The sequence below is a fragment of the Pantoea sp. SGAir0183 genome, from assembly GCF_043545505.1.
This window is the reverse complement of the sequence record NZ_CP028053.1, coordinates 2,790,414-2,816,993: the sequence shown is the minus strand read 5'-3', so window position 1 is coordinate 2,816,993 and position 26,580 is coordinate 2,790,414. Positions and strand designations below refer to the sequence as shown.

The following is a 26,580-nucleotide window of genomic DNA, read 5'->3' as shown; positions in this document are numbered from 1 at the left end:
CTCCTGTTCAACCGCAACGCATTATCCAGCTTAACATGAAGGGCATGCCCGACGGTGGAATGGGGGCAGGGCGAGGTCGTACCGCCAGGTCGGGTGCAGAACAAACGGTTTACCACCCCGTAAGGGAAAAGCGCTGCCCGCATCGGTGTCGGGCAGCGGTGAGGTTAATAGCGCGAGGGTTCGCCTTCAGGGCGGGTTTTAAAGCGGCGATGCAGCCACATGTACTGCTCAGGTGCCAGCAGTACGCCTTCTTCCACCACTTTATTCATGCGCGCGGCGGTGTCTTCTTCGCTGGTCAGCGGAAAATCAGCGCTGACATCAGGCAAAATGATCAACTCGTAACCGCGTCCTTCCGGCAGACGGCGCGGCACAAACGGGATAACCGCCGGTTTTCCGGTACGCATTAACATATGTGTCCCTACGGTGGTGGCGGCTTTGTCGACGCCAAAGAAGGGGACGAACACGCTGCTGCGGGGACCATAATCATGATCGGGCGCATACCAGATGATATCCCCACGTTTTAAGGCCCGGATCATGCCTTTCAGGTCCTTACGATCCAGCATGCCTTTATTGGAGCGCATACGACCACGGGTTTGTAACCAGTCGATCAATTTATTGTCATTCGGCCGGTAAACGCCAATACCGGGATTATGAATGCCAAACATACGCGCGCCAATTTCCAGCGTCAGGAAATGCATACCGATAAGTAACACGCCGCGCTGGGTATCATGGGCCTGCTGAATATGTTCCAGACCGGAAGGTGTGTGCCATTTATGAATCCGCCAGTCGGGCCAGAACCACGCCATGCCGGTTTCAATCAGACCCATGCCCACAGATTCAAAATTATGCTTAATCATGGCTTCACGATCGTTGGTCGGCATATCCGGAAAGCTCAGTTCCAGGTTGCGGCGAGCAATGGCCACACGTCGCTTCATAAACCGCATAGCGATACGGCCAATACCGCTACCCAGCGCGTAGAGCAGGGGATAAGGTAACAGGACCAAAATATAAAGAAAAATGATACCCAACCAGGTCAACCAATAGCGGGGATGAAAAAGTGCACGTGAAAATTGAGGCAATTGGGTCATCTTGAATACTGTTATCCTGCGTCGTGCACCTGCGGTGCTGTTATTCGTCAGTTGCGGTTATTGTGCCATTTTTTTCCCCGCGGCTGAAATGTTAGAGCATTTCTCCGGGTGTTGCAGAAGATGAAAATGAGGGCACAACACCATCGCGCAACGAAATTTACCGTTTTACCTATCAATTTTTCTTATACGCTTCGCATTTTTTTCATTTCAGGTATCATGTGCGCGCTAAATTTCTTCTATTGATAACAGGAACGAACACCATGCCAGTGTTACACAACCTTGTTTCCAATAAAGAGCTGAAGGCGCGTATGTTGGCCGAAACCGAACCGCGCACCACAGTCTCTTTTTACAAGTACTTCACCATTGCCGATCCCAAAGCCTTTCGCGATGCGCTCTATGTCGGGTTAACCGCATTAAAGGTGTTTGGTCGCATCTACGTTGCCCATGAGGGCATCAATGCGCAGATCAGCGTGCCAGCCAGCCAGTACGAGGCTATGAAAGCCTTTTTGTACGGCTTTGATCCTGCGCTGGACAATCTGCGCATGAATATTGCGCTGGATGATGATGGCAAGTCGTTTTGGGTGCTGCGCCTGAAAGTGCGCGATCGCATCGTGGCTGACGGGATTGAGGACGACACCTTTGATGCCAGTAACGTCGGCAACTACCTGAAAGCGGCCGAAGTTAACGCCATGCTCGACGATCCTGATGCGGTCTTTGTCGATATGCGCAATCATTATGAGTATGAAGTCGGGCGTTTCGATAACGCATTAGAGGTGCCTGCCGACACGTTCCGCGATCAGCTGCCCATGGCCGTGGATATGCTCAAAGACAAGAAAGACAAAAAAATCGTGATGTACTGCACCGGAGGGATTCGCTGTGAAAAAGCCAGCGCCTGGATGCGACACAACGGTTTTCAGGATGTTTATCATGTCGAGGGTGGGATTATTGAATATGCTCGTCGGGCGCGGGAACAAAATTTACCGGTGCGTTTTAAAGGTAAAAACTTTGTTTTTGATGAACGCATGGGCGAGCGTATATCGGATGATGTTCTGGCGCATTGTCATCAGTGTGGTGAGCCCTGCGATACGCACGTCAACTGCGTCAATGATGGTTGTCACTTACTGTTTATACAGTGCGAAAGTTGTGCCGAGAAGTATGAGCACTGCTGTAGCCCGTTGTGCCAGGAAGAAGCCCGTCTGTCGCCTGAAGAACAGCGTGCCCGTCGGGCGGGACGTGAGAATGGCAATAAAATCTTTAACAAGTCGCGTGGCTTGCTGAATATGACCATTCCGGCACCGACGCGGAAATAACCGACCCCGCCTGAAGGCCGACTTCAGGCGGGTGTTTTGTTACTGACGGACGCCTTCAACAGAGATAATTAACTCGACGTTCTGCGAGGCAGGGCCCAGGTCATGGGTGATATTAAAGTCTTTCAGCGCAATCTCGCCTTCAGCTTCAAAACCGGCTCGATAACCGCCCCACGGATCTTTTCCTTCGCCCATCATTTTGGCTTCCAGCGTCACCGGTTTTGTCACGCCATTCAGCGTTAAATCCCCGGTGACCGCCAGTTTGTCACCGTCTTTTTTCACGGAAGTCGATTTGAACGTCGCGGTGGGATGTTTCGCCACGTTCAGAAATTCAGGGCCACGAATATGTTTGTCACGCTCGGCGTGGTTGGTATCCACGCTGTTGGTTTTAATCGTGACATCGACTTTATCGGCGGTGGGATTGTCTGCATCGAAGGTGAATGAGCCATCAAAATCTTTAAACGTCCCATACAGCCAGCTGTAGCCCAGATGCTGAATACGGAACTGAACAAAGGCGTGCTGGCCTTCTTTATCGATTTTGTAATCGGCGGCATTAGCGGTCAGTGATCCCAGCAGCAGGGCAGTAGCGGTAACAGCCAGAAGCGTTTTTTTGAACATATCATTTTTCCTTTTCAGAGGGAGAGTGGATGCGCAGTCCCAGCATCCTTTTCAGGGTGATATCGCGGTCAATAAAGTGATGTTTTAACGCGGCAAGACCATGCAACACCGACAGCACCACGATGCTCCACGCCAGCCACAGATGAATATTTCCTGCTAAATCCGCCTGTTCACCCGCGCCACTGAATAATGCCGGTAACGAGAACCAACCGAAAACAGACACGGGTTTGCCATCCGCAGTCGAGATCAGATAGCCACTTAACAGAAGGGCAATAAGCAGGCTGTAAAGCAGCCAGTGCACGAACACTGCCGCGAAGCGCACCGCAGGAGAATAGCTACGCAACGGTTCAGGGGGCGGCGAAAGCACACGCCATACCAGTCGGATGACCAGCGCCAGCATTAATAACACGCCGATGCTTTTATGAATGTCAGGCGCGTTATGGTACCAGCTGTCGTAATAACTCAGGCCAACCATCCACAGGCCCAGCGCGAACATGGCGTAAATAACCACGGCCATTGACCAGTGCAGAAAAATCGTGAGTAAACCGTAACGGGTGGAGGAATTTGTCAGCGACATTGTGCTGCAGCATCAAAGGAATACGTGGAAACAAGAATCTACAGAATGAAACACAAAATCAATGATGCTTACTTTTCTATAAATTTATTGGTGCTGGTGCAATGGGTTTGGTGAACCGATTTGACTATGCGCAGGATTATTGAATAAACGCACTTATCTGGCGGCGGCATGACGTGACTGATGGAGAAAACATCTCTGAAACACCTGGCTGGCAGAAGAAAAAGCGGTAAAACGGGCTGGCGTGTAAATCTGTGTCAATGCGGCGCGGTGCACTGCACGCGCGCCGTACGGTCAGGCGTGAAAACGCGATAAACGGAAAGGAGTAAGATCGAAACTGAACGGTTTATTCTGTGCAAACTGACTGGCGAGTTCACCCAACACGCTGGCAAATTTAAAGCCATGTCCGCTTAAACCGGTGATGATCAGACGATTCGGTTCGCCCGGAAGCGTATCAATGATGAAATCCTCATCAGGACTCACGTCATAGCTACAGGCTTCACCGTGCAGGCAAACCCCAACGCCCGGTAAAAACTGACGGAGAAACCGGAAGGCTTCACTGCCATCGGCGGAAAGGCTGCCGAACGGCTTGCGGTCTTCAGGTGTTGTCATTAGCTGACCACCATCATGACGACCGACTTTTAAGGCATTGTTGTCCGCCGGGAAACCATAATACTGACTGCCATCCGGCATTTCGCAGGTGAAGCCAGGAAACGCATTGTTTTCACTGTAGCGGCCATCAGCCTGATACCAGGCAAACACTTTACGCGTAGGGGCGATGGGCAAATCGGGGACCAGTTTACTCACCCAGGTGCCCGCACTGACCAACAGTTTGCGCCCGCGGTAAAGGCCATCGAGCGTGGTAACCTGTTGCAATTCGCCGTCACGCCGGATCTGAGTAACCGGGCAGTTAAACAACTGCGCGCAGCCCTGTTTTTCTGCCAGCTGTATCCAGCTTCGAACCGCCTGTTCACTTTTTAAAAAGCCAGAGTTTGGTTCGAAAACGCCCAGATATTCGTCAGGAACCGCCAGCTGTGGCCAGCGCTTGCGCACGTCAGCCGCCTGCAGCACCTCGACAGGGAGCTGCCAGGTTTGGGCGCTGCTTACGACGTTTTGAATAAATTCAGACTGGACAGGCGCAAGATTCAGGACACCGCAACGATGCATAATGCGCTCGCCCGCCTGCTGTTCCAGTTCATCCCACAACGTTTGCGCACGCAATACCAGCGGTACATAGCGTTCGCCCTCGCCATAGGCATGACGAATCAAACGGCTTTCTCCGTGATGAGCACCCTGATGATGGGGAGGATGTGCGCTGTCAATCATCAGCACGGAAAGGCCAGCCTGGGTCGCATAATAGCCAGCCGCTGCACCCACTGAACCGCTACCGACTACAATGAGATCGTAAATCATGAAAATGGAACTCCTGAAAGGGTTACATAATCAATAGCATAACAGAAAGTCCATGAAAAAAGGCACCCGGGTGGGTGCCTCGCTGATGCAGCAGTATTAATGCTTCTTTCGTAGTCGTTCTACTTGCTCGGCAGATTCAATCTTAGCGATACCCGCTTCGAGAATAGAGATAAATTGCCTGGCTACATCTGTCGTCAGCCAGTAGGTCGGGCCGACGTCCGCGTCTTCTTCAGTTTGATCCTGCGACGAAAGGGAGTGCAGACGGATCATCATCGCATCATAGCTGTCAACAGTACTGATATCCCAGCCCACCAGAGGATGGGTCTGAATTACATCTTTCCGACTGTCCATTATAACCTCCTTATTACTCGTTAAACGAAGTGCATGATGAGGTTCAATGCGGCTTTTAATTTCCACTGCGAAACAATTATAACAGCAAAATGGCGATTCACTGATTAAAACGTATCATGGAAAGCCTGAATGCAGAATGATTATCTCTAAAACAGTCAGGCTGAGAAGATATAATACCTGAATACCGGGCGTGCAATTGTCCTAATTGAACAATAAAAAAGGCTTATTAAGGTCGTTAAACAGGGTTAAAGAGGGGAAGTTTCAACGCCTGCTGAACCGCTACGTTTTTGTAATGTCTCTGCAAGGCGCGCAAACTGCTGCTGCAATTGCTCATCATGGTTTTGATTTTGCGCTTCAAGCGAAAGATTATGCACCAGCAACTGACTGGCCCGGTCATCAAGACAGAAAATCAGGCTGGAAAAGGCGTTTTCCAGCACCGTCAAGCGGCGTTGCTGTTCACCGATGAGCGTCAGCAGCTCGCCAAAGGTCATGGCTTCTTCGGGTTTATCTGTAGTCATGGGATGAAACTCCTTTTATGCATGATCAGCGCCAGCATAGGGCATTGGTCATTCGGAGTCCAGATGGGCAAGCGGTTAGTCAGGCATAAATGAAGATAAAAAAACCGGGTGGCGAAACCCGGTAAAAACAGCACAGTGGCGGTTAATCGGTAATGAACCAGTCGTCAGCGCTTTCCCACGTTTGCTGCAGGATTTCACTGATTTGTTCACGCGTGTCTTTGTCACCGCCCATTACGCTCAGCTGATTCGCCGTGGCGTAACGCACTTTGACCTGATTGGTGAATTGCGGAAATTGTTCATCGATCCGGCGCGACAGCTCCTGGCTCAGGGCTTCCATCGCACCAGCGGGAAGAGGTTGGGTTTTGGCAACGGTAATTTCAACACGCATAAAAGCCTCCGTATAAGATACTGTATATAATTACAGTATAAATATAGCGGAGGCAAGCGAAATTATTTTATACGCCAGTTGAGGGTTTCCCCGGCCAGGAAAGGCACCAGCGTATGAGAGCCCATTGCGATACTTTCTTCTACCGTCCATGGCTCACGCACCAGCGTAAGGGTGCCTTCGTTCAGCGGCAGGCCATAGAAACGCGGACCATTTTCAGAACAAAATGCCTCAAAATGCTGCAGGGCATTGAGCTCTTCAAATACGGTGGCGTACGCGGGCAGGGAGGTAGGGGCGTTGAACACACCCGCACAGCCGCAGCTGCTCTCTTTCAGATGGCGCAAATGAGGCGCGGTGTCGGTACCCAGAAAGAAACGGGGATGACCGGAGGCGACAATCCTGCGCAGCGCCTGCTGATGCGTATTGCGTTTCAGGATCGGCAGACAGTACAGGTGAGGGCGGATACCCCCGACCAGCATATGGTTGCGGTTGAACATCAGATGCTGCGGCGTAATCGTTGCCGCCAGGTTTTCATTGGCGCTTTCCACATAGTCAGCTGCATCTTTGGTCGTGATGTGTTCCATCACCACTTTCAGCGCGGGGAACTGTTTGCGTAGCGGTTCCATCACCGTTTCAATAAAGCGGGCTTCGCGGTCAAAAATATCGATGTGCGAGTCCGTCACTTCACCATGCACCAGCAGCGGCATTCCCAGCGTTTGCATCCGCTCCAGCACTGAAGCAATCGAAGCAATATTGGTGACACCATGGCTTGAATTGGTCGTGGCATGAGCGGGATACAGTTTGGCGGCCGTGAACAATCCCGACTGAAAACCGCGGGCCAGCTCATCGGCCTCTAACGAGTCGGTCAGGTAGCAGGTCATCAGGGGGGTAAAAGCGTGCCCATCAGGTAAGGCAGCCAGAATGCGATTGCGATAAGCTTCGCCCGCCGCGACGCTGACTACCGGCGGAACCAGATTGGGCATGACGATAGCACGACCATTGACTGCGCTGGTATAGGGCAGCACAGTGTTGAGCATATCATCATCACGAAGATGGATATGCCAGTCATCTGGACGGCGGATAGTAAGTTGCTGAGGGTGTGCGGTCATGAATGCGGCTCCGGCAAGTAGAATAAACGAAAGGCGTGTTTAGGCCGGGTTATAAGCATAAGGACTCAGGCAACCGTTTGCACCTGTTTTTCTTTTTTAAAAAAAATCCGCGCCTGAAGGCGCGGATAAGATGACGGTAAAGCTGCCTGTCAGGCGGTTAGTCGGTGAAGGGGATGACCAGTTCACCAGGCTTCACTTCCAGCCCTTTCGCGAATTTTTTCGCCAGCGATTCCGCTTTACTGCGATCGGCGCTCAGCACGTAGGCCGGGTGCTGATCAAAGTAGCTTTTTAACGACTGATTCAGATAAGGCGTCAGGGTTTTCATAATAGAGGCCATTTTCTCGGGCTGAACCTGCGCATCGACGATTTCCATATCGCGCAAATATATGGCTCCTTGCTGCTGATCAAACACTGGCTGCGCACGCATTTTGAGCTGCATATCGGCCTGTTGCGGACCAAAGAGTGAGGAGACATTAATTTTGGCATCGCCCGATAAGGTGACTTTGCCTGGCACGTCCCGACCAATCTGGCTATTCAGGTTAGTTAACACAATATGGGCATTGACCAGACCTGATACGCCAATGTCTTTTTCGAAGTTATTATGTTTTTGCAGGGCCTGATTGACTTCCTGTTCGCTAATTGTGTATTGCGTTAACTGATTACAGCCACTCAGTAAAACCGCTAAAAACAGGGCAACCAGCCCGTGAAAAACCGTCTTCATACTTCCCTCGTTTAACTGTAAAACTCGCTCGTGGCATAGCCTGCCTGAATGCAAACCGTCTGTCATCAGGAATGGGATGATATGGATTTGCCGAAAATGCCTTCCGGAAGAAAGTGTCCCGATCTGCCGCTGTTAAAACGGGCGGCTTGCGGCACCTACGACTTCTTACGCGGCGGGGCAGTGGCAGCGCACAGGGTTAAGAAACCGATGTGGTTACCGAACCAGTTTTCTGGATCGGAGATATGAACAGATCTTTTGACGCGTCTGCGCTGCACGGTGGGCCGGACGATAATTCAGCGACCTGGCTGTTGTGGTATGCGTAACGTTTTACCGCAGACCTGGCGGCGGTTATAGTGAAAGTTATCAATGACTGGCATTTCCTTCCCGCCATGGACTTCAGGAGAGATGATGTTTGGCTATCGTTCTGCCGCACCAAGGGTGCGACTCACGACCGAGCGGCTGGTGGTAAGACTGGTTCATGAACGCGATGCATGGCGTTTAGCCGACTATTACGCGGAAAACCGTGACTTCCTTAAACCCTGGGAGCCGGTGCGTGATGACAGCCACTGTTATCCCTCTGGCTGGCAAGCCCGGCTGGGCCTGATCGCTGATATGCATAAACAGGGCTCGGCGTTCTATTTTATTTTAATGGACAGCAATGAAACGGAAGTGCGTGGCGTGGCGAATTTTAGCAATGTCCTGCGCGGTGCCTTTCATGCCTGCTATCTTGGCTATTCGCTTGGCGAGAAGTGGCAAGGGCAGGGCCTGATGTTTGAAGCGCTGCAGTCGGCGATTCGCTATATGCAGCGCCAGCAATATATCCACCGCATCATGGCAAACTACATGCCGCATAACCAGCGCAGTGGTGACCTGCTGGCCCGCCTGGGATTCGAAAAAGAGGGCTATGCTAAAAACTACCTGATGATTAACGGTCAGTGGCAGGATCATGTCCTGACTGCGCTGACCAGCAAGGAATGGACACCCAATCGTCGTGGGTAAAATGAGGAGTTCGCAATGAAGATGACCTTGTCGGCGCAGGCGTTGCGCGTGCTGGGTTGCCTGCTGGAAAAGCAAATCACCACACCGGAACAGTATCCTCTTTCATTAAATGGCGTGCTTACCGCCTGTAATCAAAAATCTAATCGCGAGCCCGTGATGACGCTGAGCGAAAGCGACGTGCAGGATCAGCTCGATCTCCTGATTAAAAAGCATCTGGTGACCGCCAACAGCGGGTTCGGCCAGCGCGTGGTGAAATACGAGCAACGCTTCTGCAATTCCGCCTTCGGTAATTTACAGCTCAGTAGCGCAGAAGTTGCCGTTCTCACATTGCTGTTCCTGCGTGGCGCACAAACCCCTGGTGAACTGCGGACCCGGAGTGGGCGTTTGCATGAGTTTGCCGACGTCAGCGACGTTGAACAGACGCTGGACACGTTGATGTCGCGCGCTGAGGGGCCCATGGTCATGCGACTGGCGCGGGAGCCGGGTAAACGTGAAAGCCGTTTTATGCACATGTTTGCTGATGAGGTCGAACTCGGGGCGCTGGAGCAACACCCAGCCACGGCGGACGATGCCGCGCTGCGGGATCGGGTTGAGGCGCTTGAGCAACAGGTTGCCGATCTTCAGGCACAACTGGCGCAATTACTGGAAAGAGAACAATAAATGACGATTCGCATTGGTGTTGTTGGGTTAGGCGGTATTGCGCAAAAGGCCTGGTTGCCTGTGTTATCGCAGGCAAATAACTGGCAGTTAGTCGGCGCATTTTCGCCGAATCAGGCCAACGCCCGCATCGTCTGTGACCGCTACCGTATCACCTGCTTCCCTTCACTGACCGATCTGGCTGCCGCCTGTGACGCCGTATTTGTGCACAGCAGTACGGCCAGCCATTACGACGTGGTCAAAGCACTGCTTCAGGCTGGCAAGGATGTCTGTGTCGACAAACCGCTGGCAGAAACCCTGAATCAGGCAGAGGCGCTGGTCGCGCTGGCCGAAAAGAAACAACGAAAGCTAATGGTGGCGTTTAACCGGCGTTTCGCGCCCTGCTATCAGCAACTGAAAACACAAATGCACTCCGCCGCTGCGCTGCGTATCGAAAAACACCGCAGCGACAGCGTGGGTCCACAGGATCTGCGCTTTACACTGTTAGATGATTACCTGCATGTCGTTGATACGGCTCTGTGGCTGGCAGGAGGCCGTGCGCTGCCCCGTCAGGGCCATATTGCGACCAATGAACAGGGACAGATGCTTTACGCCGAGCACCATTTCAATGCGGGTGGATTGCAGGTAACCACCAGTATGCACCGTCGGGCAGGCAGCCAGCGCGAACGTATCAGCGCCATCTGTGATGGCAAATGCATTGATATTCATGACATGCGCGACTGGCAGGAAGAGTGCGGTGCAGGCGTAGTGATCACGCCGCCTGCTGCCTGGCAGAGCCACCTGGCTCAGCGCGGATTTGTGGGCGTGGCAGAACATTTTGTTCACTGCATCGAAAATCAGACAAAGCCGGAAACGAGTGGTGAGCAGGCGCTACTGGCGCAACGTATCGTCGAATCCATGTGGCGTGACGCGGAACGGGAATAACGCCTTGTAACACTCAGTGCTGGTCATTTCACGCGATCGCAGTAGACTATCGCCCGACGTGTGACAGGACCCGTGCTAAGTCACTCATTTTGCCGATTCTTTTCAGGATGCCCCGTCAATTATGAATTTGTTGAAATCGCTGGCAGCGGTCAGTTCAATGACCCTGTTTTCCCGCGTGCTGGGTTTTGCCCGGGATGCCATTGTGGCACGGGTGTTTGGTGCCGGCATGGCGACCGATGCGTTCTTTGTTGCGTTTAAACTACCCAATCTTCTGCGGCGTATTTTTGCTGAAGGGGCCTTCTCGCAGGCATTTGTTCCTATTCTGGCCGAGTATAAAAGTAAGCAGGGCGAAGAAGCTACGCGGCTTTTCGTGTCCTACGTTTCCGGTCTGCTGACCCTGGCGCTGGCGCTCGTGACCGTCGCAGGCATGGTTGCCGCACCCTGGGTCATCCTGGTGACGGCGCCGGGGTTCGCCGATACAGCCGATAAGTTTGCCCTGACCAGCGCGCTGCTGCGCGTCACTTTCCCCTATATTCTCCTGATTTCGCTGGCTTCGCTGGCTGGGGCCATATTAAACACCTGGAACCGTTTTTCGGTGCCGGCGTTTGCCCCCACGCTGCTGAATATCAGCATGATCGGCTTTGCGCTGTTCGCCGCACCGCACTTCCATCCGCCCATCATGGCGCTGGCGTGGGCGGTGGTGGTCGGCGGACTGCTGCAACTGGGCTATCAGTTACCGCATCTGAAAAAGCTGGGCATGCTGGTCCTGCCGCGGATCAACCTGCGTGATGCTGGCGTCTGGCGCGTGATGCGCCAGATGGGGCCGGCAATTCTTGGGGTTTCAGTGAGTCAGATCTCACTGATCATCAATACGATTTTTGCCTCGTTCCTGGTCTCGGGCTCTGTCTCATGGATGTATTACGCTGACCGCCTGATGGAGTTTCCGTCCGGCGTGTTAGGCGTGGCGCTGGGCACGATTTTATTGCCTTCTCTGGCAAAAAGTTTCGCCAGTGGCCACCATGAAGAGTATTCGCGCTTAATGGACTGGGGCCTGCGTTTGTGCTTTTTACTGGCGTTGCCCAGTGCGGTGGCGCTGGGTATGTTGTCCGGTCCGCTGACTGTCGCGTTGTTCCAGTACGGAAAATTTACTGCCTTTGATGCCGCTATGACGCAGCGTGCGCTGATTGCCTACTCGGTGGGATTGATGGGCCTGATCGTCGTGAAAGTCCTGGCGCCGGGCTTTTATTCCCGTCAGGACATTAAAACGCCGGTAAAAATTGCGATTATTACGCTGATCGCGACCCAGCTAATGAATCTGGCCTTTATTGGCCCGCTGAAGCACGCCGGACTGTCACTCTCCATTGGTCTGGGTGCCTGCCTCAATGCTGGGTTGCTCTACTGGCAACTGCGTAAAAAGAAAATCTTTCAACCTCAGCCTGGCTGGGCCGGTTTTCTGATTCGCTTACTGGTGGCGGTAATCGTCATGGCGGCCGCGCTGTCAGGCATGCTGTACTGGATGCCTGACTGGGAGCAGGGCAACATGCTATGGCGCCTGTTGCGGCTGGCTCTCGTCTGTGCGGTAGGCGGCGGCGCTTATTTCCTGGCCCTGGGCATGATGGGCTTCCGACTGCGGGATTATGCCCGCCGTACCGCCGTCTGACCATGAAACCCTCCAACGGTTAATGCCGTAATCCAGGCCGTAATGGATAACATTACGGCCTTTTTGTCATAAACCTGCGCAGTGCAGGCCGGACTAACAAGGGATTCTGTGCCAGACCAGTCATTTCATCACGCCCGGCGATGCCACGAACCTCTGTCATCCCTTTTGCTGGCCTGGAACAGCTATCGCAGCAGACCTGTAGGCATCTTCAGGTGAATAATCCGCTCAGCGGGTTGCCAAAGAGACGATACCCGATAATGGATGGGGGCACGCCGTTACTGACTCATCAGGCGCAAGACGTTAATACGGCGCGTCGAAAAGCCTGTTTACAGCGTATTGTCATAAAAAATTCATGTTTTTTTCATTGCTATTTAGCGTCTGACATCGCTTCGGGCGGTAAGCCCATAATGTTGTAAGAAACTGATTCAAAAGTCCGTTTTGGCGTAAATCCTGTCTTCTTCCTGCCGATGAGTACCTTTAGTCCATCATTGAGAGGAAGATCAAAATGCATACCCGCGCTCATGAAAACGCGATGCCAGGTTTCTGGTACAACCTCAATCTTATTCCCTTATTCAGCCTGATTTTTGGCGGCATCTTATTTCTGTTCGTGTGCAGTAGCACGATATCCGCCTGGTTTCTGACGCAGGGGCAACATTCCCTTGACGTGTCAACGGATGAAATTTCGGTAAGGCAGGGATTACTCGACAGCTCAACGCATATGCGCTCTGCCAGGCTCAATATTATTCAGGCCGGCGCAGCGGCACGTATTGCCGACACGGATAACTACGCCGCTTTCCTCAGCGCCACAGAGGGCAGCATTAAAAAGGCAGAAAATGGGCTGAATATTTACCTTAACCGTCCGGTCAGGACGCCAGTCGGCATCGAACTCGATAAACAACTGCAGGCGCGATTTAAGGATTACCTGCAAAAAGGGTTGATGCCGATGATTGAGGCAGCCAAACAGAACAGTTTTGAAGAGATCATTGCGGATGAAACGGCGGCTGACAAACTCGACAAAGCGTATAAAGACGTGTTGATGAAAGCCATTCAGATGCGCAATCAGCGCTCGATGGACATTAAACAGCAGGCGGTTGAACAGGTTAAAACAGGCTATACCACGATGTTAGTGGCCTTTATCGCATCCGTAGTGATTGTGCTACTGGCTTTTGCTCTGCTGAGAAAAGTGGTAATTAAGCCTTTAAGACAGTCACTTCACCGTATCGATCTGATTGCCCACGGCGATTTGACCGTACCACCCTCGGCCTGCGGTCGTAACGAGCCGGGTATGTTACTGTCGAACCTGCAACGTATGCAGTCATCGCTTGCCCAAACTGTCGGCGCTGTCCGCGATGGGGCCATTGCTATCTTTCAGAGCGCGGGGGAAATTGCCTCCGGCAACACCGATCTTTCCTCCCGAACGGAACAGCAGGCCGCGTCGCTGGAACAGACGGCTGCCAGTATGGAACAACTGACCGCGACGGTTAAACAGAATGCCGACAATGCGCATCACGCCTGCCAGCTGGCGTCCGATGCGTCCGAAAAAGCCCAGTCGGGTGGAGAGATTGTTAATCGCGTCGTCAAAACCATGGACGATATCTCCGGCAGTTCGAAAAAGATCGCTGAAATTACCAGCGTCATTAACAGCATCGCCTTTCAGACGAATATTCTGGCATTGAATGCCGCGGTCGAAGCCGCGCGGGCAGGGGAGCAGGGACGCGGATTTGCGGTGGTCGCCAGCGAAGTGCGCAGCCTTGCTCAGCGCAGCGCGCAGGCTGCAAAAGAAATCGAAGGGCTTATCGCCACTTCTGTCGGACTGGTTAACAACGGCACGGAACTGGTTAGCGATGCCGGTACCACCATGATGAAAACGGTAGACGCATTCCAGCGTGTGAATGACATCATTTCTGAAATTGCCGTCTCTTCAGACGAGCAGAAACGAGGCATTCAGCAGGTCAGCCACGCGATCACAGAAATGGATGCAGTAACCCAGCAAAATGCGTCACTGGTTGAAGAGGCTTCAGCCGCTGCGGCCTCCCTTGAGGATCAGGCGGATAAACTGACGAAAGCCGTGGCCGTCTTTAAACTTGAACGAGCCCCGTTAACACCGTCTGACGCCCCCACTGTAGTCGTTGCTCCCGCCGTTCCTGCTTTTGCAGCAGCGGCACCGAAGAAAGGTCACGACAACTGGGAAGCGTTTTAAGACGAATGCCTGCCAGATCGTGGCAGGCTAAATCGGCGTCCGCTTCTTATCAGAACAGGCAGTATGCGCAGGGATGCGCTGGAGCAGAGACGTTATCCGGGATGCCGGAGGTGCAGGATGTATAGCGCGTTGGACACTGCATCTGTTGGGCGGAGGGGGCAGATATTCTGCATAACAGACCCGCCGCCCTGTGACGACAGCATGAAAAAATCCGTCATCCACGCGTGATGACGGATTCTTCAAAAATGGACAGCGTGATCACCAGACTGACGTTATCAGATTTTACGGCTCAGCGTCGCCTGGCCCTGACCTTTTCCATCCGGTCCGTAGAACGCTTGCGTCTGATGCGGCTTAAGCACGTCTAACGCATCATGCGTGAAGGTAATCTGGTGCTGTAACAGGATGCCGTTGTGCGTGTTGGCACGGTGTAACCGGCGTGTATGCTGCTGAATACCTTCCCAGCGGCGCGCCATGTCACTCTGACCACGATAAGGTGCAGATGTCCCCAGACTTTTCTCGTTGCTACGGCGCATCTCATCCAGATAGTTCAGCGTCGTCAGCAGCGCGCTTTTATCTTCGGTAATGCGCTGCAAATTGTTGCTGTCAATCATTCCGGACGACAACTGTTGTTCTTCTTCATCCAGAACGGTCGCCAGAGACACCAGCACTTCCTGCATCTTATCTAATGTGGTCAGCAAATTACTCATGGGGATTATTTACCCTCTAAATACGCCTTAGTGTCGGCAATCAGCGCATCGGCGATCTTGCCGGTATCCATCTTCAACTCGCCATTACGAATAGCGGTTTTCAATTGTTCAACGCGTTGGACGTTAATGTCCTGGCTGCCTGGCTTCATCAGCTGCGCCTGGGCGCTGCTCAGGCTCACCTGAGCGGCGGCTGGCGTGGTCGCTGTTGCGCTGTCACTCTGGCGCACACGCGCAGTTTGCGGCTCGCTGCTGTCACGTGTTTGCACGGTGCTGGCGGGCTTTAACGGTTGTGTTCTTTCGATGCTCATATTCGGGCTCCTGTAGGGTCAGGGGGTCTGCCACCTGAATCATAATAGCGTAATCGCTTTGCTGATTCTTCTATCGGCAAATAAACAGGCTTCTTTAATGTTTTATAGTGTTATAAGAATTTTCCCATCATCACTGACCCGACCGCTCACAACCTGACCGTTCCCCATACGTACACGAACCCATTGCGCGATAGTGCCATTGCTTAAGGCTTTCCCCTCGCCGCTGGCATCAAATCCGTCGCCACTGGCAACCACCATGACATCCTGACCTGCTTTTACACGCCACGGCTGGCGCAGCATCGACTGACTCACCGGCTGTCCCGGCTGAATGTCACGCAGCACCACAGAATCGGCGACGGTCTCATCGTTAAGCAGGGTGCGCGGCGGCAGCGTATCCAGACGTCCCTCTTCGATACGGAAGTCGTCTTTGCTCACGGTTGCGCCGCGGGCGATTAAATTTTTCGCCACCAGATAACGGCCAGTGACCTGAACCTGGACCTGAATATAACGTCGATTTTCTCCGCAGTTGGCTGCCACGCTCATATTGCCCCACGGGCGGCTGTTGCCGGGCAGCGTAAATTGCGGCGTATCACATAAGGGCCACTGTGCCTGTGGCGTGCGAATGACGACGTTCATGCCCGTGGCATGCTCAGGATCACGGGCTTTAAAAAACTGGTTCAGTTGGGCGCTGAAATCGCCTGCCATAACGGGTAAGGCAAACAGGGCCAGCAGGCTGGCTAACAGGGCTGGATATCCACGCATGTGCTTTTCCTCACTGATGATGGCAATGAGTGTACGCGTTTGAAAAAAAACTCAAGAGTTAAAATAGCGACGATTTGAGGCGTTATTCAGACGATGGCTCTTGCTTTTTCCCAATTATGCTGCCAGCTCGAAATTCTCATTTGCGGAGGAAGCATGCTCGACAAACTCGATGCGGCGCTACATTTCGGTACCGAAGCCCTCAACCTGCGAGCTCAACGTCAGGAGATTCTGGCATCCAACATTGCCAACGCCGACACCCCAGGCTATCAGGCCAGGGATATCGACTTTGCCAGCGAGCTGAATCGGGCAATGGCGAATGGACGTGCTGAAGGCAGTAGCCTGGCGCTCAAAGTTACCTCGTCGCGTCACATCGAAGCGCAGACGAACACGGCACCGTCGATGGATTTGCTGTATCGCATTCCGGATCAGCCATCTGCGGACGGTAACACCGTTGATATGGACCGCGAACGTACTCAGTTCGCGGATAACAGCCTGAAATATCAAACCGATCTCACACTTATCAGTAGCCAAATCAAAGGCATGATGAGCGTGTTACAAGGGCAATAATCATGGCATTGCTGAATATTTTTGACATTGCCGGCTCAGCGATGACCGCGCAATCACAGCGATTAAACGTCAGTGCCAGTAACCTGGCAAACGCCGACAGCGTGACCGGCCCGGACGGGCAGCCTTATGTGGCAAAGCAGGTCGTTTTTCAGACCGATGCTGCGCCGGGTGCGGCCACCGGTGGCGTAAAAGTGGCGCAGGTTGTTGATGATCCTACGCCCGCGAAACTGGTGTATGACCCGGGTAACCCGATGGCGGATGCCAAAGGCTACGTGAAGATGCCTAACGTGGATGTGGTAGCGGAAACGGTCAACACCATGTCGGCATCACGCAGCTACCAGGCGAACGTCGAGGTGCTGAATACCGTGAAGTCGATGATGATGAAAACGCTGACCCTGGGTCAGTAACGGAGAAAAATAATGACTATCGCGGTAGGCGTTAATGAAAAGCTGGACCCCACGGTCCTTAGCTCATCCAGCACCGGCACAAGTAACAGCGCCCAGGATCTGCAAAACCAGTTTTTGACCATGCTGGTGACGCAGCTGCAAAACCAGGATCCCACCAATCCGATGGATAACAGTCAGCTGACAACACAGCTGGCCCAGATCAACACCCTGAGCGGTATTGAAAAACTGAACACCACACTGGGATCGATTTCGGGTCAGATCAGCACCAGCCAGTCACTGCAAAGTTCGACGCTGATTGGTCATGGCGTGATGGTGAATGGTTCACAGATTCTGGTCGGTAAAGGCACGACAACGCCGTTTGGCGTGGAGCTGACTAACGCAGCCACCACCGCCACGGCGACGATTACCGATGCACAGGGCAATGTGGTCAGCACCCAGGACCTGGGCGCACTGACCGCCGGCGTTCACACGTTCTCGTGGGACGGCAAATTACCGGATGGCAGCGTCGCGCCAGATGGAAAATACAAAGTTGCGATTGCTGCCAGTAACAGCAGCGGTCAACAGGTGGCTCAGCCACTTAACTATGCCTACGTCAATGGCGTAAGCACAGCGGGTAATACCGCAAAACTGGATCTCGGCACCATGGGCTCCGCCACCCTTGACGACGTACGTCAGATTCTCTGATTCACCTGTAGACAGGAGAGATTTAAATGTCATTTTCACAAGCGGTCAGCGGTCTCGGCGCTGCCTCAAGTAACCTGGACGTTATCGGTAACAACATCGCTAACTCCGCCACAGCGGGCTTTAAGTCCAGCACCATCGCGTTTGCCGACATGTTTGCCGGTTCAAACGTGGGTCTGGGAACTAAAGTCGCTGCCGTGATCCAGAACTTCAACGATGGTTCTACCACCACCACCAGCCGTGGGCTGGATGTGGCACTGAGCGGTAACGGTTTTTTCCGTTTGACCAACTCGGCGGGTGCGGTGTCCTATTCACGTAATGGCCAGTTCACTCTGGACCAGAACCGTAACCTGGTGAATACCCAGGGCCTGAACGTAACCGGTTACCCGGCTTCAGGCGTGCCTCCGACTATCCAGACGGGTGCGAACCCGGTTGCGCTGAAAATTCCTACCACGCAGATGCCTGCTAATGCCACTACCACGGCAAACCAGGTGGCGAAACTGAACTCGACTTCAGCGGTATTAGACGACACCAAGTTTTCTGCCACCGATCCGACGACGTACAGCGCGAAGAACACTATCACTATGTACGATACGCAGGGTAATGCGCACTCGCTTGACCTGTATTTCGTTAAGACCGCAGACAACACCTGGAAAATTCACGGCATTGACTCCACTGCGGGTTCAAACGTAGGGAATTACCAGATGAGCTATAACGCCAACGGTCAGCTGACTGGCGTATCTTCACTGGATGCAAACGGCAACGTGGTGGCAGGCTCAACAACAGCCAGCACCGCGACCGTCACGATTCCTGGCGTAAATGGCGCGAACGGCACGACTGTCGCGTTAAACTTTGTGGGCAGTCTGCAGCAAAATACCGGGGCGACCACCTTTGGTAACGCCACGCAAAACGGTTATGCGCCTGGCGATTTGACCAGCTATGCCATCAACAACGACGGCACCATCACCGGCAGTTACTCAAACCAACGCACGCAGTTACTGGGACAGATCGTCCTGGCCAGTTTCTCTAACCCCGAAGGCCTGAAATCGCAGGGCGATAACGTCTGGGCGGAAACCAATGCGTCTGGTCAGGCAGCGGTTGGCCTGGCAAACACCGGCACCTTTGGGTCACTGACCGCGGGCGCGCTGGAGTCCTCGAACGTCGATATGAGTAAAGAGCTGGTCAATATGATCGTCGCGCAACGCAACTACCAGGCGAACGCGCAGACCATCAAAACGCAGGATCAGATCCTTAACACTCTGGTCAACTTACGTTAATTCGCTAACGGGATTGCTCTATGGATCACGCGATATATACCGCGATGGGCGCGGCCAGTCAGACACTGGATCAGCAGGCGGTTACCGCCAGCAACCTCGCCAACGCCTCAACGCCCGGTTTCCGGGCGCAGCTGAACGCGTTGCGTGCTGTACCGGTCACTGGTTGGTCACTGCCCACGCGCACGTTGGTCACGGCATCTACGCCGGGTGCCGACATGAGTCAGGGGGCAATGGATTACACCCAGCGCCCACTGGACGTGGCAATGCAGCAGGATGGCTGGCTGGCAGTACGCACCGCCGACGGCAGCGAAGCCTATACCCGCAACGGCAACATGCAAATTCGTTCGGACGGTACGCTGACGGTGCAGGGCAATCCCGTAATGGGCGAAGGTGGTCCGATTGTGATCCCTCAAGGTTCTGAGATCACCATCGCGGCTGATGGCTCTATTACCGGGCTGAACGCTGGCGACTCACCTAATGCGACTGTACAACTGGGCCGTCTGAAGCTCGTCCAGGCAACCGGTAAAGAGTTAGAGCGTGGGGACGATGGCATGTTCCGTCCCACCGCCGCGACGCAGGCGACACGTGGCGCAGCCCTGCAGGCCGATCCGACTATGCAGGTCATGCCGGGTGTGCTTGAGGGCAGTAACGTGAAGCCGGTGGAAACGATGGTCGATATGATCGCCAATGCCCGCCGTTTCGAGATGCAGATGAAGGTCATTAACAACGTTGACCAAAACGAACAGAAAGCCAACCAGTTGCTCAGCATCGGCAGCTAAGGCGCGAGGATAAATACATGATTCGTTCTTTATGGATCGCCAAAACCGGTCTTGATGCACAGCAGATGAACATGGACGTGATCGCCAACAACCTGGCCAACGTCAGTACTAACGGGTTTAAGCGCTCACGTGCCGTGTTTGAAGATCTGATGTACCAGACCATGCGTCAGCCGGGCACGCAGTCATCTGAGCAGACGACGCTGCCGTCAGGTTTGCAAATCGGTACTGGTGTACGTCCGGTGACGACCGAGCGTTTGCATACGCAGGGCAACCTGTCGCAAACCAACAACTCAAAAGATATCGCCATTAACGGCCAGGGTTTTTTCCAAATCCAGATGCCAGATGGAACTTCTGCGTATACACGTGATGGTTCATTTCAGGTTGACCAGAACGGCCAACTGGTGACCAACGCGGGTTTCCCTGTGCAGCCTGGTATTACTATTCCAGCCAACGCCACAAGTATCACCGTGTCGCGTGATGGTGTGGTGAGCGTAACCCAGCAGGGGCAGACGCAGGCCGCCCAGGTCGGACAGTTAACGCTGAGCACCTTCATGAACAATGCGGGTCTCGATAGCGTGGGTGAAAACCTCTACAAGGAAACGCAGGCATCAGGTGCGCCGACGGACAGTACGCCTGGCCAGAACGGTGCCGGTTTGCTGTATCAGGGTTATACCGAAACCTCTAACGTAAACGTCGCGGAAGAACTGGTTACGATGATCCAGACGCAGCGTGCTTACGAAATTAACAGCAAAGCGATCAGCACCTCCGATCAAATGCTGGCGAAGTTGACACAGCTGTAACACGAACAGGGCCAGCTAAGGCTGGCCTGAAGACTAGTCATGAATAAGGTCGTAACTCCGTGGCGATGCAACATATTCTTAAGCCTGGACATTGGTTAGTAGTCACCGCACTGCTGACGCTTAACGGTTGTGCGTTGGTGCCACGCACGCCACTGGTGCAAGGAGCGACCACGGCTCAGCCGTTGCCCTCTGCGCCACCTGTGGTAAATGGGTCCATTTTTCAGGGTGTTGCGCCGCTCAACTACGGCTATCAGCCGCTGTTTGAAGATCGCCGCCCACGTAATATCGGCGATACGCTGACTATCACCTTGCAGGAAAACGTCAGTGCCAGCAAAAGTTCGACCTCGAATGCCAGCCGTAACGGCAGCGGCAGTCTGGGTATCACTGCAGTGCCTACCGGTTTAGAAGGTTTAGCCGGCGCAACGGGCGAAAAAGCCAACTTTGCGGCGGGTGGCAAAAATGATTTCGCAGGCAAAGGTGGGGCATCTGCCAACAACACCTTTACCGGCACCATCACCGTCACGGTGGATCAGGTTCTGTCGAACGGCAACCTGCACGTGGTCGGAGAAAAACAAATTGAGATCAACCAGGGCACCGAGTTTATTCGTTTCTCGGGCGTGGTTAACCCACGCACCATCAGTGCGAGTAACGCCGTGTTGTCTACAGCCGTGGCCGATGCACGTATTGAGTACGTCGGAAATGGTTATATCAATGAAGCGCAAAATATGGGCTGGTTGCAGCGCTTCTTCCTGAATATCTCGCCGTTCTAAGAGGTTGCAATGAAAAAGCTAACATTATGGCGTGTCGGTCTGGGATTACTGTTAGGCGTAAGCCTGATGGCGCGTGCCGATCTGATCCGCGACTTAACCACCGTACAGGGTGTGCGTGATAACCAACTGCTGGGTTATGGCCTTGTCGTGGGTCTGGACGGTACAGGCGATCAGACAACGCAGACGCCGTTTACGACCCAAACCGTCAGCAACATGCTGTCCCAACTGGGCATTACCGTGCCGCCGGGCACCAACATGCAGCTCAAAAACGTCGCCGCCGTGATGGTTACCGCCAGGCTGCCTTCGTTTGCCCGCCAGGGCCAGACGCTGGATGTCGTGGTGTCGTCGATGGGTAACGCGAAAAGCCTGCGCGGTGGCACGCTGTTAATGACGCCACTGAAAGGCGTGGATAATCAGGTTTATGCGCTGGCCCAGGGTAACATTCTGGTCGGCGGCGCGGGCGCCGCAGCAGGCGGCAGCAGCGTTCAGGTCAACCAGCTTAACGGTGGACGGATTACCGATGGGGCAACGGTTGAACGTGAACTGCAGAGCAACTTTGGTTCGCAGAACACGATTAACCTGCAGCTGAATACCGAAGATTTCTCCATGGCGCAACGAATTGCTGATGCGATCAACGCCCGTGGCGGATACGGTTCGGCCCAGCCGCTGGACGCCCGTACGGTCCAGGTCCGCGTGTCCCCGAATAATGGTGCGCAGGTTCGTTTACTGGCAGAGATTCAAAACATTGATGTCTCCGTGCCGGTTGAGGATGCCAAAGTCATCATTAACTCACGCACCGGCTCTGTTGTGATGAATCGTGAAGTGAAACTGAACACCTGCGCGGTCGCTCAGGGCAACCTGTCTGTCACGGTCAATCAGCAGCAAAACGTGAGTCAGCCGAACACGCCGCTGGCGGGTGGACAGACTGTCGCTACCACCAATACGCAGATCGATCTGCGTCAGAGCGGCGGTGCGTTGCAACGGGTTAACTCCAGCGCCAACCTGAACAGCGTGGTGCGTGCGCTGAATGCGCTGGGTGCGTCGCCTATCGAACTGATGTCTATTTTGCAGTCAATGCAGAGCGCGGGTTGCCTGCGCGCAAAACTGGAAATTATCTGATGAACGATACGCAATCGCTGATGAATGCGGCTTTTGACAGCCGCTCGTTGAACGACCTGAAACGCGATGTCACTGCCGATCCCAAAGGGAAAGCACTGCAGGTCGCGCAGCAGGTTGAAGGGATGTTTGTTCAGATGATGCTGAAGAGTATGCGTGAAGCGTTACCGCAGGACGGCATTCTCAGCAATGAACAGACCAAGCTTTTCACGTCAATGTACGATCAGCAGATTGCGCAGGACATCGGTAAACGTGGCCTGGGCCTGGCGGATATCATCGTTAAACAGATGGAACCCGCCAAAGCCCCGGACGAGCGCGCCGGTACGGTGCCGATGAAGCTGGATAACAGCTTCATCATGAGCACCAGCGGCGCCACGCCGCTGGAGCAAATGGTGCGCAAAGCCATGCCGCGCCTGCCCGCGCCTTCGCCCACCGGCCTGCCGAGCGACAGTCGTGACTTTATTGCCCAACTGACTCAGCCCGCTCAGGCCGCCAGTCAGCAGAGTGGTATCCCTCATCACCTGATTCTGGCGCAGGCTGCACTGGAGTCAGGCTGGGGACAACGTCAAATCCTGACCCGCGATGGAAAGCCGAGCTATAACGTCTTTGGCATCAAAGCCAGTGGGAACTGGAAAGGCGAAACGACCGATATCATGACCACAGAATATGAGCACGGTGAAGCTAAAAAGGTGCGTGCGACATTCCGGGTTTACAGTTCTTATTTCGAAGCGTTAAACGACTACGTCAAACTGCTTTCAAATAACCCACGTTATGCGGCTGTCACCAATGCACAGAGCGCGGAGCAGGGCGCCCAGGCATTGCAGGCTGCGGGCTATGCCACCGATCCGAAATATGCGCAAAAACTGATGGGAATGATTCAGCAATTCAAGAGCATGGGTGAAAAAGTGGTGAAAGCTTATAGCCAGGATTTAAGCACATTGTTCTGAGAATTGTGCCTCAAGTTTCACTTAAGCATGCCGATAATAACAGCAAGAGCCAGGCGCGCCAGCGCACGTTGGCGACCACACTGATGACAGCGACCCGTGTAGCGGGGAATGTAAGGAACCGAGATGTCCAGCATAATTAACTCCGCAATGAGCGGGCTCAGTGCCGCACAGGCCGCCTTAAGCACCACCAGTAATAACATCAGCAATTACACCGTTGCCGGCTATTCACGTCAGACGACGATTCTGGCAGAAGCCAACAGTACCCTGCAGGGAAAAAGTTATTACGGTAACGGGGTTAACGTAACCGGTGTTCAGCGTGAATACGACAGTTTTATCGCAGCGCAGCTGCGTGGGTCTTCAGCCACCTATAATGCGGCAAATACGCAGTATTCGCAGGTCTCCAATATCGACGATCTGATGTCAACCTCGACGACAAACCTGTCGAGCGCGATTCAGGGCTTCTTTAGCAACATGCAGAACGTGGTCAGTAATGCCAACGATCCTGCAGCGCGTCAGTCTTTGCTTAGCAACTCACAGGGCCTGGTCAACCAGTTTCAGACCCAGGCGCAATACCTGACTAACATGCAAGACAGCGTGAATACCAACGTGGCCTCTGACGTAGATCAGATCAATACCTTTACCAGCCAGATTTCCAGTCTCAACCAGCAGATTGCCAAACTGACAACCGGTAATGGTGCCGCTCCCAATGACTTACTGGATCAACGTGATCAGTTGGTTAATGGTCTGAATAATATCGTCGGTGTGACAGTGTCACAGCAGGATGGAAGCTACACGGTTTCCATGGCCAACGGCCTTTCTCTGGTCAGTGGCTTCCAGTCCACCAAGCTGGTGGCAATGCCATCCAGCAGCGATCTGACGCGCACCACGGTGGGCTATGTTGATCCGCAGGCTGGCAATGTGCAGATTCCGGAATCTTCCATAACCACCGGCTCACTGGGCGGGATGTTAAGCTTCCGCTCGCAGGATCTGGACCTGGCACAAAACCAGCTGGGACAGCTTGCCGCCGCCTTCACCACCAATTTCAATACCGTGCACAAGCAAGGCTATGACAGCAACGGTAACCAGGGCGTCGACTTCTTTACTATCGGCAGTCCAACAGCGCAGGGCAACAGCAAAAATACCTCTTCCGCCACCTTAACCGCGGCGTGGAGCAATACCAATGCGCTGCAGGCATCCAATTATACCGTGACTTATGACGGAACAAACTGGTCAGCCACGCGTCTGTCAGACAACACCAAAACGACGCTCACCCCCACTACTTCTGGCGGCGTCACCACGCTCAGCCTGGACGGGATGAGCCTGACGGTCAATGGTACACCAAACGCCAAAGACAGTTTCCTGGTAAAACCCGTTCAAAACGTGGTTAACGGGATGTCAGTGGCCATTACCAGCGGCTCGCAGATTGCGGCGGCGGCGGCGGCAGATGGGGAAAGCGATAACCGTAATGCCCAAAATTTGCTGGCGCTACAGGATGCCAAAATTGTCAACGGTAACGCGACCCTGTCTCAGGCCTACGGCACGATGGTGAGTACGGTCGGTAACAAAACGCAGGCCCTGAAAACGACCAGTACAACGCAGCAGAACGTGGTGACGCAGTTAACAAACCGTCAGCAGTCTGTGTCTGGCGTTAACCTGGACGAAGAGTACGCGAACCTGACGAAATACCAACAATATTACATGGCGAATGCGCAGGTTTTAAAAGCGGCCAGCACCGTTTTTGACGCCCTGCTTAGCATCAACTAAGAGCCGAGGACATCATGCGACTCAGTACAAATATGATTTTTGACCAGCAGGTTCGTGGCGTAAGTGATGCGCAATCCTCCTGGTTAAATGCAGGCAAACAACTGTCCACCGGACTCAGAGTGTCAAACCCTTCTGACGATCCTATCGCCGCTTCCCGTGCCGTGGTGCTGTCGCAAACCCAGGCGCAGGCAAGCCAGTATGCGGTTGCCCGTACCTTCGCCGACCAGGGCTTATCCCTGGAAGAAAACACGCTGGACGGTGTGACAAACAGCATTATGAGCGCGCAGTCGATGATTGTGGCCGCCTCAAACGGCTCATTGAGCGACGATGACCGCGCCTCGTATGCGACGCAGCTGGAAGGGTTGCGTGCGCAGTTACTGAACCAGGTCAACAGCAAAGACGCCAACGGGCGTTATATCTTTGCCGGCTATAAGACCGATACACCACCGTTTGTTGATGGTGCCGGCGGCGTGACCTATCAGGGCGGAACCGACGCGATTACGCAAAAAGTCGATACGGACCGTACGATGACGATCGGTCATACCGGCAACAGCATCGTAATGTCGATCACCAGCAACGCGGTGAAAGAACCTAACGGTGGCACCAGTGAAACGAATTTATTCAATATGCTGGACGGTGCTATCAGTGCGCTAAAAGTGCCCCAAAATGGCGCGGATGATGCCACCAAAGCGACTTTTTCAGCGGCAATGGATAAAACCAACCGTGGTCTGAGCAACTCGCTTAACAACGTGCTCAGCGTACGTTCCGAAATCGGAACACAGCTGAAAGAGCTGGATACGTTGAATGCGCAGGGTGACGATCGCAAAGTGATTTATGACTCGCAGATGAGTAGCCTGGTGGATGTGGATTACACCCAGGCGATTTCCAGCTACACCATGCAACAACAGGCGCTGCAGGCTTCTTATAAGACCTTCACTGATATGTCTCAGATGTCATTGTTCCAGTTAAATTCATAAAAATTTTAGGCGTACTTTAACCGGGTGCGCTTAGTATTTCCCATCGCCCTACAGGGACGGTGGGATTTTTTTTGTCTGCGTAATGCCTCTTTCGCTGCTCAATTAACATGGCGACCTGTGCGGAGAACCTTTGCTGCATGATTGACGCCGCGCTGCACGGATCAGGCTAATGTAGCCCTGATTACATACCTCAG

At 53.6% G+C, this 26,580-nt stretch carries 29 protein-coding genes; 17 read left to right on the top strand and 12 right to left on the bottom strand.

The window, feature by feature from the left end; genetic code table 11:
- Nucleotides 1–164: 164 nt before the first annotated feature.
- Nucleotides 165–1,088: a Kdo(2)-lipid IV(A) acyltransferase gene (locus tag C1N59_RS13095; RefSeq protein ID WP_006118797.1), complete on the bottom strand. Its 924-nt coding sequence runs from the start codon at nucleotides 1,086–1,088 to the stop codon at nucleotides 165–167.
- Between the two features lie 260 nt (nucleotides 1,089–1,348).
- On the opposite strand from C1N59_RS13095, the gene C1N59_RS13090 reads away from it, so the two are divergent.
- On the top strand, nucleotides 1,349–2,398 hold the full coding sequence (locus tag C1N59_RS13090) for an oxygen-dependent tRNA uridine(34) hydroxylase TrhO (RefSeq protein ID WP_033737572.1): 1,050 nt from the start codon (nucleotides 1,349–1,351) through the stop codon (nucleotides 2,396–2,398).
- Nucleotides 2,399–2,437: 39 nt separating this feature from the next.
- On the opposite strand, the gene C1N59_RS13085 is transcribed toward C1N59_RS13090, so the two are convergent.
- The 8 genes from C1N59_RS13085 to C1N59_RS13050 all read right to left on the bottom strand — a co-directional run bounded on the left by C1N59_RS13085 (nucleotide 2,438) and on the right by C1N59_RS13050 (nucleotide 8,084).
- On the bottom strand, nucleotides 2,438–3,013 hold the full coding sequence (locus C1N59_RS13085) for a YceI family protein (protein WP_162286204.1): 576 nt from the start codon (nucleotides 3,011–3,013) through the stop codon (nucleotides 2,438–2,440).
- A 1-nt stretch (nucleotide 3,014) separates the two neighbouring features.
- Entirely contained in the window at nucleotides 3,015–3,590 is a 576-nt protein-coding gene (locus C1N59_RS13080; RefSeq protein ID WP_394549690.1) for a cytochrome b, read from the bottom strand.
- Between the two features lie 291 nt (nucleotides 3,591–3,881).
- A complete protein-coding gene (solA, locus tag C1N59_RS13075) occupies nucleotides 3,882–5,000 on the bottom strand; it encodes an N-methyl-L-tryptophan oxidase (RefSeq protein ID WP_039341144.1) in 1,119 nt (372 codons plus the stop codon).
- A 96-nt stretch (nucleotides 5,001–5,096) separates the two neighbouring features.
- On the bottom strand, nucleotides 5,097–5,351 hold the full coding sequence (bssS, locus tag C1N59_RS13070; RefSeq protein WP_006118802.1) for a biofilm formation regulator BssS: 255 nt from the start codon (nucleotides 5,349–5,351) through the stop codon (nucleotides 5,097–5,099).
- 245 nt (nucleotides 5,352–5,596) lie between these two features.
- On the bottom strand, nucleotides 5,597–5,869 hold the full coding sequence (locus tag C1N59_RS13065) for a hypothetical protein (RefSeq protein ID WP_006118803.1): 273 nt from the start codon (nucleotides 5,867–5,869) through the stop codon (nucleotides 5,597–5,599).
- Between the two features lie 142 nt (nucleotides 5,870–6,011).
- Nucleotides 6,012–6,257 (bottom strand): DNA damage-inducible protein I, encoded by a 246-nt coding sequence (gene dinI / locus C1N59_RS13060; RefSeq protein ID WP_006118805.1) that lies wholly within the window; start codon nucleotides 6,255–6,257, stop codon nucleotides 6,012–6,014.
- A 62-nt stretch (nucleotides 6,258–6,319) separates the two neighbouring features.
- The gene (gene pyrC, locus C1N59_RS13055; protein ID WP_006118806.1) at nucleotides 6,320–7,363 is read right to left on the bottom strand and encodes a dihydroorotase; all 1,044 of its coding nucleotides are present in this window, start codon (nucleotides 7,361–7,363) and stop codon (nucleotides 6,320–6,322) included.
- Between the two features lie 157 nt (nucleotides 7,364–7,520).
- Nucleotides 7,521–8,084: a lipoprotein gene (locus C1N59_RS13050; RefSeq protein WP_006118807.1), complete on the bottom strand. Its 564-nt coding sequence runs from the start codon at nucleotides 8,082–8,084 to the stop codon at nucleotides 7,521–7,523.
- A gap of 408 nt (nucleotides 8,085–8,492) precedes the next feature.
- On the opposite strand from C1N59_RS13050, the gene rimJ reads away from it, so the two are divergent.
- From rimJ to C1N59_RS13025, 5 genes are all read left to right on the top strand, one after another.
- On the top strand, nucleotides 8,493–9,083 hold the full coding sequence (rimJ, locus tag C1N59_RS13045) for a ribosomal protein S5-alanine N-acetyltransferase (protein ID WP_033737566.1): 591 nt from the start codon (nucleotides 8,493–8,495) through the stop codon (nucleotides 9,081–9,083).
- Nucleotides 9,084–9,098: 15 nt separating this feature from the next.
- The gene (locus C1N59_RS13040) at nucleotides 9,099–9,743 is read left to right on the top strand and encodes a YceH family protein (RefSeq protein WP_394549688.1); all 645 of its coding nucleotides are present in this window, start codon (nucleotides 9,099–9,101) and stop codon (nucleotides 9,741–9,743) included.
- Entirely contained in the window at nucleotides 9,744–10,664 is a 921-nt protein-coding gene (locus tag C1N59_RS13035) for a Gfo/Idh/MocA family protein (protein ID WP_164483129.1), read from the top strand. It begins immediately after the preceding gene.
- Between the two features lie 121 nt (nucleotides 10,665–10,785).
- The gene (gene murJ, locus C1N59_RS13030; protein ID WP_006118811.1) at nucleotides 10,786–12,324 is read left to right on the top strand and encodes a murein biosynthesis integral membrane protein MurJ; all 1,539 of its coding nucleotides are present in this window, start codon (nucleotides 10,786–10,788) and stop codon (nucleotides 12,322–12,324) included.
- Nucleotides 12,325–12,829: 505 nt separating this feature from the next.
- Nucleotides 12,830–14,524 carry a methyl-accepting chemotaxis protein gene (locus C1N59_RS13025; protein ID WP_205956305.1) on the top strand — a complete coding sequence of 565 codons (1,695 nt, stop codon included), beginning with the start codon at nucleotides 12,830–12,832 and terminating at the stop codon, nucleotides 14,522–14,524.
- Between the two features lie 275 nt (nucleotides 14,525–14,799).
- On the opposite strand, the gene C1N59_RS13020 is transcribed toward C1N59_RS13025, so the two are convergent.
- From C1N59_RS13020 to flgA, 3 genes are all read right to left on the bottom strand, one after another.
- On the bottom strand, nucleotides 14,800–15,231 hold the full coding sequence (locus C1N59_RS13020) for a flagella synthesis protein FlgN (RefSeq protein ID WP_006118813.1): 432 nt from the start codon (nucleotides 15,229–15,231) through the stop codon (nucleotides 14,800–14,802).
- Nucleotides 15,232–15,236: 5 nt separating this feature from the next.
- Nucleotides 15,237–15,539, bottom strand: coding sequence for a flagellar biosynthesis anti-sigma factor FlgM (flgM, locus tag C1N59_RS13015; RefSeq protein ID WP_006118814.1), 303 nt, complete (start codon nucleotides 15,537–15,539; stop codon nucleotides 15,237–15,239).
- Between the two features lie 102 nt (nucleotides 15,540–15,641).
- Nucleotides 15,642–16,301, bottom strand: a complete 660-nt coding sequence (gene flgA / locus C1N59_RS13010; RefSeq protein ID WP_033737561.1) for a flagellar basal body P-ring formation chaperone FlgA — start codon at nucleotides 16,299–16,301, stop codon at nucleotides 15,642–15,644.
- Between the two features lie 153 nt (nucleotides 16,302–16,454).
- Between flgA and flgB the strand changes: the two genes are divergently transcribed.
- The 11 genes from flgB (at nucleotide 16,455) to flgL (ending at nucleotide 26,386) form a co-directional block, all read left to right on the top strand.
- Nucleotides 16,455–16,868, top strand: a complete 414-nt coding sequence (flgB, locus tag C1N59_RS13005; protein WP_006118815.1) for a flagellar basal body rod protein FlgB — start codon at nucleotides 16,455–16,457, stop codon at nucleotides 16,866–16,868.
- Between the two features lie 2 nt (nucleotides 16,869–16,870).
- Nucleotides 16,871–17,275 (top strand): flagellar basal body rod protein FlgC, encoded by a 405-nt coding sequence (flgC, locus tag C1N59_RS13000; protein WP_006118816.1) that lies wholly within the window; start codon nucleotides 16,871–16,873, stop codon nucleotides 17,273–17,275.
- A gap of 12 nt (nucleotides 17,276–17,287) precedes the next feature.
- Nucleotides 17,288–17,959 (top strand): flagellar hook assembly protein FlgD, encoded by a 672-nt coding sequence (gene flgD, locus C1N59_RS12995; RefSeq protein ID WP_006118817.1) that lies wholly within the window; start codon nucleotides 17,288–17,290, stop codon nucleotides 17,957–17,959.
- A gap of 26 nt (nucleotides 17,960–17,985) precedes the next feature.
- Complete coding sequence (gene flgE, locus C1N59_RS12990; RefSeq protein ID WP_039341129.1) at nucleotides 17,986–19,233, top strand: flagellar hook protein FlgE; 1,248 nt, start codon at nucleotides 17,986–17,988, stop codon at nucleotides 19,231–19,233.
- A gap of 20 nt (nucleotides 19,234–19,253) precedes the next feature.
- Nucleotides 19,254–20,012, top strand: a complete 759-nt coding sequence (locus C1N59_RS12985; protein ID WP_033737560.1) for a flagellar basal body rod protein FlgF — start codon at nucleotides 19,254–19,256, stop codon at nucleotides 20,010–20,012.
- Nucleotides 20,013–20,029: 17 nt separating this feature from the next.
- On the top strand, nucleotides 20,030–20,812 hold the full coding sequence (gene flgG, locus C1N59_RS12980; protein ID WP_006118820.1) for a flagellar basal-body rod protein FlgG: 783 nt from the start codon (nucleotides 20,030–20,032) through the stop codon (nucleotides 20,810–20,812).
- Nucleotides 20,813–20,877: 65 nt separating this feature from the next.
- Nucleotides 20,878–21,582, top strand: a complete 705-nt coding sequence (locus C1N59_RS12975) for a flagellar basal body L-ring protein FlgH (RefSeq protein WP_170317968.1) — start codon at nucleotides 20,878–20,880, stop codon at nucleotides 21,580–21,582.
- 9 nt (nucleotides 21,583–21,591) lie between these two features.
- Nucleotides 21,592–22,701 carry a flagellar basal body P-ring protein FlgI gene (locus C1N59_RS12970; protein ID WP_006118822.1) on the top strand — a complete coding sequence of 370 codons (1,110 nt, stop codon included), beginning with the start codon at nucleotides 21,592–21,594 and terminating at the stop codon, nucleotides 22,699–22,701.
- Entirely contained in the window at nucleotides 22,701–23,645 is a 945-nt protein-coding gene (gene flgJ / locus C1N59_RS12965) for a flagellar assembly peptidoglycan hydrolase FlgJ (protein WP_054634183.1), read from the top strand. The genes C1N59_RS12970 and flgJ overlap by 1 nt, the downstream gene beginning before the upstream one ends.
- 123 nt (nucleotides 23,646–23,768) lie before the next feature.
- The gene (gene flgK, locus C1N59_RS12960) at nucleotides 23,769–25,409 is read left to right on the top strand and encodes a flagellar hook-associated protein FlgK (protein WP_054634182.1); all 1,641 of its coding nucleotides are present in this window, start codon (nucleotides 23,769–23,771) and stop codon (nucleotides 25,407–25,409) included.
- Between the two features lie 14 nt (nucleotides 25,410–25,423).
- Nucleotides 25,424–26,386, top strand: a complete 963-nt coding sequence (gene flgL, locus C1N59_RS12955) for a flagellar hook-associated protein FlgL (protein ID WP_054634181.1) — start codon at nucleotides 25,424–25,426, stop codon at nucleotides 26,384–26,386.
- Nucleotides 26,387–26,580: the final 194 nt, after the last annotated feature.